The organism is Mycoplana dimorpha (assembly GCF_003046475.1).
GTDB classification, from domain to species: Bacteria; Pseudomonadota; Alphaproteobacteria; order Rhizobiales; family Rhizobiaceae; genus Mycoplana; species Mycoplana dimorpha.
Window position 1 is genome coordinate 563,842 of sequence record NZ_PZZZ01000002.1, and the last position, 13,135, is coordinate 576,976.

A 13,135-nucleotide genomic window follows, 5' to 3' on the forward strand; every position below is an offset into this window, starting at 1 on the left:
CAGTCGCGCTTGTTTGGCTGGCCGCGCCGATGGCAGCGTTGCGCGTGGCAGGAGGACATCAAGTGCCCATCGAGCCGTGAGATCGGCCTTTACGTGTAAGTATTTTGATGAGGTTGACCCGCCATCCATGGTGTGGAGAAAATGCCCTTGTCGTGTTGCGTGTCGCATTCCTGGTTGGTCCAGTCAAAAATGGAGTGTCCGAGATGCCGATGCGCGGTTCTGTGGCAGAGTATCACTATGAGCATGCCGACGTGGACGATTGGCGCAACTGGTTACGCCGCGCGCCGGTCAGCTATGTGGGGCAAAGCGATGCCTACGGTGAAGGCAAGGCCACGCAAGGCTGGTCGGTTTCACGGGTTGTTTTCCGAAACCGCAACAGGGCCGTAGCCGCATGCCAGATCCAGGAACGCCGGATCGCCGGCATTCTTGTCGTATCCCGGGTGCATCAGGGGCCGCTTTTTTTCGACTCCAACCCGTCCCCGGATGTCGTGCTCGGCGTCTATCGTGCCTTGCGTAAGGGCTGGGGCCGGCTATGGACCGGACCGCTGGTGATTTCGCCTGCTCTCGTCGATACCCCGGAGAACCGCAAGATCCTTCGCCTGGCGGGCTACCGGAAGCGCTCTGATGTCGCGGTTCAATCGGCCCTGCTCGATTTGAACGGCACCGAGGGAGATCTTTTCGCCCGGCTATCGTCAAACTTCCGCAATCGTTGCCGGAAGGCCGAGAAGGCGGGCGTCACGGTGGACGTTTCCAACAGCCCCGAGGTCATTGACTGGCTGGTCAGGAACAATATCAACACTCTGTCCGCCAAGAATGTGTTCGCCAACACGGTCGAGTTTTATCAGGCGGTCGCAAGAGCGGCGGGTGACGATTTCTTCGTCCTGCGAGCACTTCACGGCGACGAACCTGTTGGCGGAGCAATCTTCCTGCGGACGGGAAACACGACCAAGTACGAGATCGGCTGGCGTTGCCCGAAGGCCCATAATCTGTACCTTGGATATGCCCTCATGTGGAATGCGATCAAGGAAGCGAGGCGGCGCGGGGCAGTGCTCTATGATGTGGGTGGCCTGGGCGATGCGGGCGGCTTTACCCGGTTCAAGCGCGAAATGAAGGGCAGGGAATACCAGCTGATCGGGGATCACATCGGCTTTGACCTGCCCGATACCCCGAGCCTGCGCCTGATACCCAGCCAAATCGGGCAGTTTGCCGCGCTCGCGATCGTCACTTGAGCACGGCCCTGCAAGCTTCCGGCGCATAGCTAGCCTGTCGGGATGCTCGGATCTCTGCGGTATGCATGGGGAAGCTGATCAGTATTCGGTGGCGAAATGCGAAAAGTAGTTGCTGGCCTGATCGTGCTCCTTTTCATGTATTTCTTCGGTGCCATGAGTGCACGGCACGACATCTTCCCTTGGCCGCAGCTTGTCGAACTGAGAGAGCGTTTCCCCAGGGCAAAAGCCGCAGAGGAAAGCCGTTACATGTTCGAGCCTGACGGCCGCCTCATTGCCGACGAAACCAAAACCGCCGTTTCCTGCCCGAGGCAAACCGATCGAACCGCGGTTCTACTGGTACTCGGCCAATCCAATGCTGCAAACCATGCCGGCCAGCGGTACAGATCGCAGTATGGCCCGCGGGTCGTCAATTTTTACGGAAAACGATGTTTTGTCGCGGCTTCGCCACTCCTTGGGTCGACCGATACGAGGGGAGAGTATTGGACATTGTTGGGAAACCTGCTGATCGCATCGGGTGACATCGACAACGTGGTGATCGCGCCCCTCGCGTTTTCCGGCTCGGAGATTGCACGATGGGCGCAAGGTGGCGACCTCAACGCACTTTTGGTCGATACGGCGAGGCAACTTAAAGACGCCGGTTATCGCGTGACGGATGTCCTATGGGATCAGGGGGAGGCCGACTACGTCAAGGCTACAAGCGCGGACACCTACCGTGCGGGATTACTGTCCATGGTCGATACCCTGCGTCAGGAAGGTATCGACGCTCCCGTCTACATTACCATTGCCTCGAAATGCCTGGAGCCGAGCAACGGAGGCTTGAAGACACATGCGCCGGACAATGCAATCGTGCGTGCTCAGTTGGCCTTGTCCAAGGGTGGAAACGGGTTGAAGGAGGGCGTGAATACCGACGCACTGCTCGACGAAGTCGATCGTTACGACGATTGCCACATGGCTGCCACCGGCGCGGAGAAGGTGTCGCGGGCATGGGCTGGCCTTCTGCTCGCTGATCGCCAGACAGCGCATGCCCAATGATCAGAGCAAAGGATCTCCGCGGGCGTCCTTCTGCTGGCGGTCGCGCGGACCGCGGCTCCAGTTTCACCATCGCTGGCGAACTGCGGCACCTTCCTTGGGCGGCGCGGATCGAGACTGCGATCTCTCCCAGGCAACGTCGATCTGCAGAAGAGGGGCTGGGCCCATTGCCATGTTGCAATCATGTCGCGTGGATTTGCCGAAGTCGCTTGGGAAATGCAGGAGATGCCCTTGCAACATGGCGCAACATGAATTTCCGCATGAAGCGGCTTCTGTTCTGACAGTTTCGCCTGGAAAAATGGTGCCCGGAGGCGGATTTGAACCACCGACACGCGGATTTTCAATCCGCTGCTCTACCAACTGAGCTATCCGGGCATCCGTGTGGTTCTCGATTGAAAACCGCGGGGCGCTTGGTTTCGCCCCGGAAGCGAGCGGGGTTATAGCATCTTGCTCGACGGTGTCCAGCCCCCAGAACGGTTTTTCGCCGGAAAAAACTGGTTTAGGCAAGCTGCGGAAAAGATTGATCTTTCGTTCCGCTATGCGACAGCCGCTACTGGTCTTCGTCGGGCTTTGCCTCGTCGTCGCTGACCGGAATGGAATAGGAACCGGACAGCCAGCGGTTCAGGTCAAGGCTTCGGCAGCGCTCCGAACAGAAGGGATAGTGCTCGCGTGTCGATGGACGGCCGCATTCGGGGCAGGGGCGCGTTTTACGCAGCGGTTCGACCTTGGCGGCCGGCTTTTCAGTCTTGGGTGTCATCTCTCAGGCCTCGGCCCAGCGCCGTTGGACGTCATAGCCCTCGCCCGAAAGCAGGGCCAGCGTTTCCTGCAGCGGCAGGCCGACGACATTGCTGTACGATCCGACCAGCTTGACGACGAAGCTGCCGGCGATCCCCTGGATCGCATAGCCGCCCGCCTTGCCGCGCCATTGTCCCGAAGCAAGATAGCTCTCGATGTCGCGGCTGGAAAGCCGCTTGAACCGGACCTTGGTGTCGACGATCCGTTGCCGGATCTTCCTGTCGGGCGTGACCAGGCAGATTCCGGTGAAGACGCGGTGGCTGCGGCCGGAGAGAAGATGCAGGGCGCCGGAGGCCTCGTCGACCATCTCGGTCTTCGGCAGGATGCGTCGGCCGACCGCCACGACGGTGTCGGCGGCGAGGATGTAGCTGCCCTCGGCGCCCGGATCGCCCTTGATCGCCGCAAGTGCTGCTTCCGCCTTGCCGGTGCACAACCGCCTGGCCAGCGAGCGGGGATGCTCCGATCGCTTCGGCGTCTCGTCGATGTCCATGGGCATCAGCCGGGCGGGCTCTATTCCCACCTGCGCCAGAAGCTCCACGCGGCGCGGCGAGCCGGATGCCAGGATGAGCTTGTTTTCGAAAGCCATGGAACCTCGAGGAAGCCGGGCGGGCAGGGCGGCGGCCGGACGAGCGGGATTACTTGAAGCGGTAGGTGATGCGGCCCTTGGTCAGGTCGTAGGGCGTCATCTCGACGAGCACCTTGTCGCCGGCAAGCACGCGAATGCGGTTCTTGCGCATGCGGCCGGCCGTATGGGCGATGATCTCGTGTTCGTTCTCGAGCTTTACTCGGAACGTGGCGTTCGGCAGCAGTTCCGTGACGACGCCGGGGAATTCGAGGACTTCTTCTTTTGCCATATTGTAGTGGTGATCCTTCGTTGACGGGCGGCAGGATGCCTGCCTGTCGAATTTTGCCGGAAACTACACAATCGCCGGTGTTTTGTGAACACCAATGATCCGGCTTTCTGCATTTGCTCAATTGGAGACCGGCATGCCGGGTCCGAGCCGGGTCGCGATCAGCGAAGCCAGGTGGTTCCGAACGTCGCGGTAGGCGGACAGAATCTGGTTGCGCGTGCCGGTGGCGACCGTCGGGTCGGGCGTCGCCCAGTAGACGACCTCGATGGCATTGGCGCGTGTCAGCTCGAGCGCCGCATGGTGTGCCTCGGGCGCGAGCGTGACGATGAGGTCGAAATAGTCGTCCTCCAGCTCTTCGAACGAGCGGGGTGCATGGCTGCCGATCGAAAGTCCGATCTCGTCGAGGACCGCGTCGACGAAGGGGTCGCGCTCGCCGGGACGGATGCCGGCGGAGGCCACATAGGTGCCGACCGGCAGGACACTGCGGGCGATCGCCTCGGCCATCGGCGAGCGCACCGCATTCATGCGGCACAGGAAAAGCACCGACCGAGGGGTTCGCATCATGGCCTGCCCCTGTGCGTCGTGCCCCGCCACCATCCGCTCACCCGCGCCAGTAGAGAACGCAGACCAGGGTAAACAGCCGCCGCGCCGTATCGAAATCCAGCTTGATCTTGCCGGCAAGCCGGTCCATCAGCGTCTGCGATCCGTCGTTGTGCACGCCGCGACGCCCCATGTCGATCGCTTCGATCTGGCTCGGCGTCGCCGAGCGGATGGCCTGGTAGTAGCTCTCGCAGATCAGGAAGTAGTCCTTCACGATCCGCCGGAACGGCGTCAGCGACAGGATGTGGGTGGCGACCGTGCTGCCGTCCTCGGTGGTGATGGCGAAGATCAGCTTCGAATCCAGCAACGACAGCTGCAGCCGGTAGGGACCGCCCGAATGACCCACCGGCTCGAAGAAATTTTCCTCGATGAGGTCGAAGATCGCCACCGCCCGTTCATGCTCCACATCCGGAGTGGCCCGGCCGATCGTCTCGTCCAGGACCACGTCGCACAGCCGGAACGCGGGCATCTTCGTCATCCCGTCGTCACCCCGACGGGTTGAGCCGGATGGCGACGGAGCGGGCATGGGCACCGAGCCCTTCCGCCTCGGCAAGCGTGATCGCAGCCGGCCCCAGGCTCCGCAGCTGGTCCGGACCGAGCCGCAGGATGGAGCTCCGCTTCATGTAGTCGAGCACCGAAAGGCCCGAGGAAAAGCGCGCCGAGCGGGCGGTCGGCAGAACGTGGTTCGGTCCGCCGACATAGTCGCCGATCGCCTCGGGCGTATGGCGGCCGACGAAGATCGAGCCGGCATTGCGGATCTTCGGCACGAAGCTCTCGGCATCGGCGGTGGCGATCTCCAGGTGCTCGGCCGCGATGCGGTTGGCGAGCGGCACCGCCTTCTCGAGATCGGGCACGAGAATGATCGCGCCGAAATCGCGCCAGCTCGCCTCGGCCGTCTCCGAGCGCTCCAGCGTCTTCAGCTGGCGGGCGACCGCCGCCTCGACCGCATCGGCGAGCTCCGCGCTGTCGGTGATCAGGATCGACTGCGCGCCGCGGTCGTGCTCGGCCTGGGCGAGCAGGTCGGCGGCCAGCCAGTCGGGGTTGTTCTCCCCGTCAGCAATCACCAGCACTTCTGAGGGCCCGGCGATCATGTCGATGCCGACCGTGCCGAAGACCTGGCGCTTGGCGGCGGCGACGAAGGCGTTGCCGGGTCCAGTGATCTTGGCGACGGGCTCGATCGTCTCGGTGCCGTAGGCGAGCGCCGCCACGGCCTGGGCGCCGCCGATCCGGTAGATCTCGTCGACGCCGGCGATGCGCGCGGCGGCGAGCACGATCGGGTTGATCGCGCCTTCTTTCGCCGGCACCACCATGACGAGGCGCGGCACGCCTGCGACCTTAGCGGGCACGGCGTTCATCAGCACCGAGCTCGGGTAGCTGGCGGTGCCGCCCGGAACGTAAAGGCCGACCGCGTCGATCGCCGTCCAGCGCGAGCCCAGCCCGACGCCGATCTCATCCTCGTAGACGTCGTCCTTCGGCAACAGGCGGGCGTGGTGTTTCTCGATCCGCGCGGCGGCGAGTTCGAGCGCCGCGATCAGGTCGGCCGGCGTGTCGCTATAGGCGGCTTCGATCTCCTCGGCGCCAACCCGCATGGGCGTAACGGCAAAATCAAGGCTGTCGAAGCGCAGCGAATAGGCCGCCAGCGCCTTGTCGCCGTTTTCGCGCACGTCCTCTATGATGGCGCGAACCGTCGCGTTCACGTCCTCCGAAACCTCGCGCTTGGTTGTCAGGAAGGCGGCGAACCGTGTTTCGAAGTCGCCGTCGCGATAGTCCAGCCTGATCGCCAATCTTTTAACTCTCGTTCGGGGACAAGACGTCCCGCTGCATCGTTGAAATAAGGGCCGGTGAGGGCAGCAGCAATCTGAGATCGCGGCTGCGCATTGTGCCTCAACGGACGTCGAAAAACTCCGGGTGAGCCTAGCCTGCCGGGTGGCTGGGCTTCAAGCCGGTTTCCCACGTAGCGCCCGTATCCGCAAGCTGACTTTCGATGCATTCAACGTCGAGGGCGATGGACGCCGCGCCCGACATCAGCAGTTCGATCGTTCCGTCCGGACCGTCCTCCTTCGGAGTGAAACGAATCGCCAGCAGGCAGAGCACAGCGTCGTGGTTGGACTGGTCGATGCCGATGGAGCGCACGGCCTGTACGCGCTTGAAGGCAACCAGCGTCCGCCGCCGCTGGAAACCCTTTCGACCTTCGGCGGCCTTCTCCCACACGAAACGGTTCAGGGCTATGGTGAAGACGCCATGGCGCGCATCCCAGGTGATGTCGCCGACCTTGAAGACAGCGTCCTGCAGATGGGCAGAGACGACTGCGAGATCGTCGGCATCCAGTGCCATCAGCTTCAGACTGTCCATTACGCTCCTTTTCCGCGGGCCACGGGCCCCCTGATCCCTGCCTGGCATCCCTCGTCGGCACTTCCGGCCAGGCGGGGGGCGTGCCGCTTACCTGGCCAGCAGATAGGGTGTCAGGCGCTGCGCCGCAACCGCGCAGGAGATGTTTCGGCAGGTCCGACGACCGCGTCGCCGATCAATCGCTGACCCGTTCGACCGACGCGCCGCAGCGCCGCAGTTTCTCCTCGAGCCGCTCGAAGCCACGGTCGAGATGGTAGACCCGGGAGACCATCGTCTCGCCCTCCGCGGCCAGGCCGGCGATCACCAGCGAGACCGAGGCGCGCAGGTCGGTCGCCATGACAGGCGCGCCGCGCAGGCGCTCGACGCCCTCGATCTTGGCGGTCTGGCCGGACAGCGAGATCTTCGCGCCGAGGCGGGCAAGCTCCTGCACGTGCATGAAGCGGTTCTCGAAGATCGTCTCGGTGATGTGCGAGACGCCGGTGGATTTCGTCATCAGGCCCATGAACTGGGCCTGCAGGTCGGTCGGGAAGCCCGGATAGGGGTCGGTGACGATGTCGACCGGCCGAATGCCGCCGCCGTTGCGGACGACGCGGATGCCGCTCTCGGTCGCGGTGATCTCGGCGCCGGCCCGGCGGATGGCCTCGAGCGCGGTCTCCAGAAGGTGGCAGTCAGTGCCCTCGAGGACGACGTCGCCGCCGGTCATGGCAACCGCCATGGCATAGGTGCCGGTCTCGATCCGGTCCGGCAGCACGCGGTGGCGGGCGCCGGAAAGCGAGGTGACGCCCTCGATCGTGATCGTGCTGGTGCCGGCGCCGGTGATTCTGGCGCCCATGGCGTTGAGGCACTTGGCGAGGTCCTGGACCTCCGGCTCGCGGGCCGCATTGCCGATGACCGTGGTGCCGCGGGCGAGCGTCGCCGCCATCATCATCACGTGGGTGGCGCCGACCGAAACCTTGGGGAAGGTATAGCGCGCGCCGATCAGGCCGCCATCCGGCGCGGTGGCGTCGACATAGCCGCCGTCGATCTCGATCTTCGCGCCGAGCGCGGCCAAGCCCTCGATGAACAGGTCGACCGGGCGCGTGCCGATCGCGCAGCCGCCCGGCAGCGATACCCGCGCCTTGCGCTCGCGCGCCAGAAGCGGGCCGATCACCCAGAAGCTGGCCCGCATGCGGGCCACCAGCTCGTAGGGCGCGGTGGTGTCGACGATCTGCCGGGAGGTGAAGTGGATGGTGCGCGAATAGCCTTCGCTCTGGCGCTCGCGGCGGCCGTTGACGGAGATGTCGGCGCCGTGATTGCCGAGGATGCGGATGAGCTGCTCGACGTCGGCGAGGTGCGGCACGTTTTCCAGCGTCAGCGTGTCGTCCGTCAGGAGCGAGGCGATCATCAGCGGCAGGGCTGCGTTCTTGGCGCCGGAAATCGGGATCACGCCCCTGAGCTCGTTGCCGCCTACAATCCTGATACGATCCATGTGCACACTACGGGCCCGTGCCCGCCCTTCTCAAATGCGGCTCCTGAGGAAGGCGCCTCTTTAGAGCATCGTTGTCTGAAAATGAAGTCCGCCGCATTCTCGCGGGGTCGGAGTATTGTGTATGACGCCGATCAGTCCATGCGGGAGAAACCTGCCGACCCCGACCGCATGCTGGCGACGCAACGCGCCGATACATCCATCGCGGGATCGTCGCCGGTTTTCGCGCCGAAGCAGCGGCCGGGCACCCTAGGACGGCGATTCGTCCTTTTTTGCGGCAGGCAGGCCCTCCGTCTCGTCGGCATCGCCGGCCCGCCGTGCGCGCGCCTGCTGCTTGCGGCGGGCAAGATTGTCGCGCAGCGCCCTGGCGAGCCGCGCCTTGCGCGCGGCATCGTAGCCGGATGGCTGCGCCTTGCCTTTTCGCCCCTCGCGGTTGCTGTTTTCCGGGTCTTTGTCGTCGTCGTCCTGCATGTCCTATCGATAGCGCGGATCGGCGTTCTGCAAAAGCGCGCCGTGCCATCCGGGAAATTGTTGTCGGCTTCATGCGTTTGCGGCTTGCATAGGGGGGAAGACTATGGCAATAGGCGCCTCGCTTGACGCGAACGCAGCCACACTGCTTCGCCGGATGCTGCTATAGCTCAGGGGTAGAGCACTCCCTTGGTAAGGGAGAGGCCGAGAGTTCAAATCTCTCTAGCAGCACCATCAAATTCCCGGAAATATCAATGCTTTGCGGGGCGCCATACAGACGCCCCACAGCCCGACATACAGTGACTTGGGCACTTATTTGCGCACTCTTGCCTCGGACTTGCGCGCGCCGGCGGTCGGTGAATTCCGCGAGCGTTCAGGACGGGGCTCCGACAGGTTGTGAAACGCTTTTTGATCCTGTTCGCCGATGCGCTGGCGGCTGCTCAATCCACCGCTGACGAAGAAGCGGCGCGCTTCATCAACGGCGTGGCCATCGTGCGGTTCATGGAGGCGACGGTTGTGGCGCCAACCGATCGGTGCGAGAGCGACGGCAAGCCCGTGATGATCGCGTCCAAGGTCTCCTCATGGGAAGAGTTAAATGCCGCCTGAGCGGCATCGCGGCGCTACACCGTAGGCACCCAGGGAGCAGCGGCCTGTCACCCGCGCAGGCCCGGTGCCTCCTGTCCGGTCCGTTCCACATACTCGGTATAACCACCACCATACTGGTGGATCCCGTCCGGGGTCAGCTCCAGCACCCGGTTGGAAAGCGCCGACAGGAAGCGGCGGTCGTGCGAGACGAACAGCATGGTGCCTTCGTAGGCCGAGAGCGCCTTGATCAGCATCTCCTTGGTGTCGAGGTCGAGATGGTTGGTGGGCTCGTCCAGAACAAGGAAATTTGGCGGGTCGAACAGCATCGCCGCCATCACCAGCCGCGCCTTCTCGCCGCCGGACAGCACCCGGCACCGCTTCTCGACGTCGTCGCCGGAGAAGCCGAAGCAGCCGGCGAGCGCTCGGAGCGGCGCCTGTCCGGCCTTCGGAAAGCGTTCCTCCAGCCATTGGAGTATGGTGCTGTCGCCGTCGAGCAGGTCCATGGAATGCTGGGCGAAATAGCCGAGCTTGACGCTGGCGCCGAGCGATACGTTGCCCTTGTCCGGCGTGGTCGTGCCGGTGACCAGCTTGAGCAGCGTCGACTTGCCGGCGCCGTTGACGCCCATGATGCACCAGCGTTCGCGCCGGCGCACCATGAAGTCGAGGCCGTCATAGATTATACGGCTGCCATAGGCCTTTTGGACGTTCTTCAGGTTGACGACGTCTTCGCCGGAACGCGGCGCCGGCGGGAAGTCGAAGGCGACCGTCTGGCGGCGGCGCGGCGGCTCGACACGGTCGATCTTGTCGAGCTTCTTGACGCGGCTCTGCACCTGCGAGGCGTGAGAGGCGCGGGCCTTGAAGCGCTCGATGAACCTGATCTCCTTGGCGAGCATGGCCTGCTGGCGCTCGAACTGGGCCTGCTGCTGCTTTTCGTTCAGCGCCCGCTGCTCCTCATAGAAGCCATAGTCGCCGGAATAGCTCGTCAGCGCGCCGCCATCGATCTCGATGATCTTGGTGACGATCCGGTTCATGAACTCGCGGTCATGCGAGGTCATCAGCAGGGCGCCGTCATATCCCTTGAGAAAATCCTCAAGCCAGATCAGGCTTTCCAGATCGAGGTGGTTGCTCGGCTCGTCGAGCAGCATGACGTCCGGGCGCATCAGCAGGATGCGGGCGAGCGCCACGCGCATCTTCCAACCGCCCGACAGCTTGGCGACGTCGCCGTCCATCATCTCCTGGCTGAAGCTGAGACCGGCGAGGACCTCGCGGGCGCGCCCCTCCAGCGCATAGCCATCGAGCTCCTCGTAGCGTGCCTGGACCTCGCCGTAACGCTCGATGATCGCATCCATTTCGTCCAGCCGGTCCGGATTCGACATCGCCGCCTCCAGCTCGCGCAGCTCCGCCGCCACCGCGCTCACCGGTCCTGCCCCCTCCATCACCTCGGCAACGGCCGACCGTCCGGCCATCTCGCCGACGTCCTGGTCGAAATAGCCGATCGTCAGGCCCTTCTCGACGGTGACCTGTCCCTCGTCCGGCAGTTCCTCCCCGGTGATCAGCCGAAAGAGCGTCGTCTTTCCGGCCCCGTTCGGGCCGACAAGCCCGATCCGTTCGCCGCGGTTCAAGGCCGCCGAGGCTTCCATATAGAGGATGCGGTGACTGTTGGACTTGCTGATATTCTCGATGCGGATCATTGAAGGACGGCCCGGTTGGTTGGGAGCACGCCTATGCCACGGGCGGGCGCAGCTGTCACGCGAGCTGACATCCTTTGTCGCCCGGCCGCCGCGTCGATCGACCAGGCTCTCGGCGCTCAGAAGCGGTGGTTCCGACCTGCCCGGCGAGCGGTGCGCAGGTACCTGCATCTTGCGACAGTCATGCAACCCGTGCCATGAGTGCGGCTGGGTGGCGCGCGGGCGGCCTCGGTCCGACGCAACGGGCCGTCACAGGGCAGCGGTGCAGCGAGGTGCGGTTTGATGACCAAGACGGATATTGCCCGTCGCGTATACGACAATGCCTGGAAGCTCGACCCGATCGTGCGCAGCCTGCTGGATACGGACTTCTACAAGCTCTTGATGCTGCAGATGATCTGGAAGCTCTATCCGGACGTCGACGCCACGTTTTCTTTGATCAACCGGACAAAGACGGTGCGGCTCGCCGACGAGATCGACGAGCAGGAACTGCGCGACCAGCTCGACTATGTGCGCACCATCCGCTTCACCAAGAAGGAGATGATCTGGCTCGCCGGCAACACCTTCTATGGAAAGAAGCAGATCTTCTCGCCCGAGTTCCTGGCCTGGCTCGCCGATTTCCAGCTGCCCGAATACCATCTGGCGCGCCGGGACGGCCAGTACGAGCTGACGTTTGAGGGGCGCTGGTCGCACACGACGATGTGGGAGATCCCGGCGCTCGCCATCGTCAACGAGCTTCGGTCGCGATCGGCGATGCGGGGCATGGGCGAGTTCGCGCTGGACGTCCTCTATGCGCGCGCCAAGGCCAAGATGTGGGCCAAGGTAGAACTTTTGCGCCAGCATCCGGACCTGCGCATCTCCGACTTCGGCACCCGCCGGCGCCACTCGTTCCTCTGGCAGCGCTGGTGCGTCGAGGCGTTGAAGGAGGGGATCGGGGCCTCGTTCACCGGAACCAGCAACGTGCTCCTGGCAATGGATACGGATCTGGAGGCGCTCGGCACCAACGCCCACGAACTGCCGATGGTCGCCGCCGCACTGGCGGACACCGATGCGGAACTGGCGGCGGCCCCCTACAAGGTCTTGCAGGACTGGAACCGGCTCTACGGCGGCAACCTGCTGATCGTGCTGCCGGATGCCTTCGGCACGGCCGCCTTCCTGAAATATGCGCCGGACTGGGTCGCCGACTGGACCGGCTTCCGTCCCGACAGCGCGCCGCCGATCGAGGGCGGCGAGAAGATCATTGCCTGGTGGAAGAAGATGGGGCGCGACCCGCGCGAGAAGCTTCTGATCTTCTCGGACGGCCTCGACGTCGACACGATCATCAGGACCTATGAGCACTTCAACGGGCGTGTGCGCATGAGCTTCGGCTGGGGCACGAACCTGACCAACGACTTCGTCGGCTGCGCGCCGAAACGATTCCGGGGGCTGGATCCGATTTCGGTGGTCTGCAAGGTCAGCGACGCGAACGGCCGTCCGGCCGTCAAACTGTCCGACAATCCGCAGAAGGCGACCGGCGATCCGGCGGCGGTGCAGCGCTACCTGAAATTTTTCGGCACCGAGGATTTTGTCGATCAGGCCGTGCGGGTGTAGGCCAATCCCGGAACAGCTGCCGGCGGCCCGCCGGTTCCTGCGTTCCACGACATGCAGGCGCGCCAGCGCACATGCCCGCTGGAACAATGCCGGCGGGGGTCAGAATATCGCCGCGGTACGGGCGGAGCGCCGGCCGTCGATTCCGATCAGTGCGGCGAGGGCGGCAAGGGTCGCGACGGTCAAAAGCATCGCGCTCATCCAAAGAACAATCATTGCTCGTTTCCAGAGGACGTCATCGTCTCGAATCGCTTATAGCAGGCAAACCTTGCTGATGGCTTGCTGATTTTGCGGCCTGCAGGGCCGCATGCGGGCCATGGCTGAAGCATGGGGTGGCCCATTAACCTTCAGGCAAGGAATTAACCATAAACATGACGCCACGCGTCGGAATGGGAAATCGCACCGCTTCCCAGCCAGGCATGATGCCGTACCGCCCGGACCGGTTTCGACCCGGTATCAAGCTTCAACTGAAATCGACCATGGACCGGCAAG

14 protein-coding genes and 2 tRNA genes are annotated in these 13,135 nt (G+C 63.9%); 5 read left to right on the forward strand and 11 right to left on the reverse strand.

The genetic code is table 11. The features are described from left to right. The first annotated feature begins 203 nt into the window (after nt 1-203). Together C7449_RS06270 and C7449_RS06275 are read left to right on the forward strand one after the other, a co-directional pair. Nucleotides 204-1,229 carry a lipid II:glycine glycyltransferase FemX gene (locus C7449_RS06270; protein ID WP_170115811.1) on the forward strand — a complete coding sequence of 342 codons (1,026 nt, stop codon included), beginning with the start codon at nt 204-206 and terminating at the stop codon, nt 1,227-1,229. A 96-nt stretch (nt 1,230-1,325) separates the two neighbouring features. Then, nucleotides 1,326-2,261, forward strand: coding sequence for a sialate O-acetylesterase (locus tag C7449_RS06275; RefSeq protein WP_108001910.1), 936 nt, complete (start codon nt 1,326-1,328; stop codon nt 2,259-2,261). 296 nt (nt 2,262-2,557) lie between these two features. On the opposite strand, the gene C7449_RS06280 is transcribed toward C7449_RS06275, so the two are convergent. From C7449_RS06280 to C7449_RS06325, 10 genes are all read right to left on the reverse strand, one after another. After that, nucleotides 2,558-2,633 (reverse strand) — tRNA-Phe (locus C7449_RS06280). 175 nt (nt 2,634-2,808) lie between these two features. Beyond that, nucleotides 2,809-3,015, reverse strand: a complete 207-nt coding sequence (gene yacG / locus C7449_RS06285) for a DNA gyrase inhibitor YacG (protein ID WP_108001911.1) — start codon at nt 3,013-3,015, stop codon at nt 2,809-2,811. A gap of 3 nt (nt 3,016-3,018) precedes the next feature. Beyond that, nucleotides 3,019-3,639: a Maf-like protein gene (locus C7449_RS06290; protein WP_108001912.1), complete on the reverse strand. Its 621-nt coding sequence runs from the start codon at nt 3,637-3,639 to the stop codon at nt 3,019-3,021. Nucleotides 3,640-3,688: 49 nt separating this feature from the next. After that, a complete protein-coding gene (gene infA / locus C7449_RS06295; protein WP_004435948.1) occupies nt 3,689-3,907 on the reverse strand; it encodes a translation initiation factor IF-1 in 219 nt (72 codons plus the stop codon). A gap of 117 nt (nt 3,908-4,024) precedes the next feature. After that, on the reverse strand, nt 4,025-4,468 hold the full coding sequence (locus C7449_RS06300) for an arsenate-mycothiol transferase ArsC (protein WP_374828160.1): 444 nt from the start codon (nt 4,466-4,468) through the stop codon (nt 4,025-4,027). A 37-nt stretch (nt 4,469-4,505) separates the two neighbouring features. Continuing rightward, the gene (locus tag C7449_RS06305) at nt 4,506-4,973 is read right to left on the reverse strand and encodes a UPF0262 family protein (protein ID WP_170115817.1); all 468 of its coding nucleotides are present in this window, start codon (nt 4,971-4,973) and stop codon (nt 4,506-4,508) included. Nucleotides 4,974-4,989: 16 nt separating this feature from the next. Further along, a complete protein-coding gene (gene hisD / locus C7449_RS06310) occupies nt 4,990-6,288 on the reverse strand; it encodes a histidinol dehydrogenase (protein ID WP_108001915.1) in 1,299 nt (432 codons plus the stop codon). Nucleotides 6,289-6,418: 130 nt separating this feature from the next. Next, entirely contained in the window at nt 6,419-6,856 is a 438-nt protein-coding gene (locus tag C7449_RS06315) for a DUF2948 family protein (protein WP_108001916.1), read from the reverse strand. 172 nt (nt 6,857-7,028) lie between these two features. Then, on the reverse strand, nt 7,029-8,321 hold the full coding sequence (gene murA / locus C7449_RS06320) for a UDP-N-acetylglucosamine 1-carboxyvinyltransferase (protein WP_108001917.1): 1,293 nt from the start codon (nt 8,319-8,321) through the stop codon (nt 7,029-7,031). A 246-nt stretch (nt 8,322-8,567) separates the two neighbouring features. Beyond that, on the reverse strand, nt 8,568-8,789 hold the full coding sequence (locus tag C7449_RS06325; protein ID WP_108001918.1) for a hypothetical protein: 222 nt from the start codon (nt 8,787-8,789) through the stop codon (nt 8,568-8,570). 156 nt (nt 8,790-8,945) lie between these two features. Between C7449_RS06325 and C7449_RS06330 the strand changes: the two genes are divergently transcribed. Together C7449_RS06330 and C7449_RS06335 are read left to right on the forward strand one after the other, a co-directional pair. After that, nucleotides 8,946-9,020: transfer RNA gene (locus C7449_RS06330), tRNA-Thr, on the forward strand. Between the two features lie 174 nt (nt 9,021-9,194). Continuing rightward, nucleotides 9,195-9,392, forward strand: coding sequence for a hypothetical protein (locus C7449_RS06335; protein ID WP_108001919.1), 198 nt, complete (start codon nt 9,195-9,197; stop codon nt 9,390-9,392). A gap of 47 nt (nt 9,393-9,439) precedes the next feature. Here the strand turns inward: C7449_RS06335 and abc-f are convergent, their stop codons facing one another. After that, nucleotides 9,440-11,062: a ribosomal protection-like ABC-F family protein gene (gene abc-f, locus C7449_RS06340; RefSeq protein ID WP_108001920.1), complete on the reverse strand. Its 1,623-nt coding sequence runs from the start codon at nt 11,060-11,062 to the stop codon at nt 9,440-9,442. 279 nt (nt 11,063-11,341) lie between these two features. On the opposite strand from abc-f, the gene pncB reads away from it, so the two are divergent. After that, nucleotides 11,342-12,646 carry a nicotinate phosphoribosyltransferase gene (pncB, locus tag C7449_RS06345; RefSeq protein ID WP_108001921.1) on the forward strand — a complete coding sequence of 435 codons (1,305 nt, stop codon included), beginning with the start codon at nt 11,342-11,344 and terminating at the stop codon, nt 12,644-12,646. The last annotated feature ends 489 nt before the right edge of the window (nt 12,647-13,135 follow it).

What these genes read in the sequence shown, in the direction of transcription:
- infA (WP_004435948.1), bottom strand. Translation starts at nt 3,907, where the DNA reads ATGGCAAAAGAAGAAGTCCTCGAATTCCCCGGCGTCGTCACGGAACTG.
- C7449_RS06270 (WP_170115811.1), top strand. Translation starts at nt 204, where the DNA reads ATGCCGATGCGCGGTTCTGTGGCAGAGTATCACTATGAGCATGCCGAC.
- murA (WP_108001917.1), bottom strand. Translation starts at nt 8,321, where the DNA reads ATGGATCGTATCAGGATTGTAGGCGGCAACGAGCTCAGGGGCGTGATC.
- yacG (WP_108001911.1), bottom strand. Translation starts at nt 3,015, where the DNA reads ATGACACCCAAGACTGAAAAGCCGGCCGCCAAGGTCGAACCGCTGCGT.
- C7449_RS06300 (WP_374828160.1), bottom strand. Translation starts at nt 4,468, where the DNA reads ATGATGCGAACCCCTCGGTCGGTGCTTTTCCTGTGCCGCATGAATGCG.
- C7449_RS06325 (WP_108001918.1), bottom strand. Translation starts at nt 8,789, where the DNA reads ATGCAGGACGACGACGACAAAGACCCGGAAAACAGCAACCGCGAGGGG.
- C7449_RS06305 (WP_170115817.1), bottom strand. Translation starts at nt 4,973, where the DNA reads ATGCCCGCGTTCCGGCTGTGCGACGTGGTCCTGGACGAGACGATCGGC.
- abc-f (WP_108001920.1), bottom strand. Translation starts at nt 11,062, where the DNA reads ATGATCCGCATCGAGAATATCAGCAAGTCCAACAGTCACCGCATCCTC.
- C7449_RS06275 (WP_108001910.1), top strand. Translation starts at nt 1,326, where the DNA reads ATGCGAAAAGTAGTTGCTGGCCTGATCGTGCTCCTTTTCATGTATTTC.
- C7449_RS06290 (WP_108001912.1), bottom strand. Translation starts at nt 3,639, where the DNA reads ATGGCTTTCGAAAACAAGCTCATCCTGGCATCCGGCTCGCCGCGCCGC.
- pncB (WP_108001921.1), top strand. Translation starts at nt 11,342, where the DNA reads ATGACCAAGACGGATATTGCCCGTCGCGTATACGACAATGCCTGGAAG.
- C7449_RS06315 (WP_108001916.1), bottom strand. Translation starts at nt 6,856, where the DNA reads ATGGACAGTCTGAAGCTGATGGCACTGGATGCCGACGATCTCGCAGTC.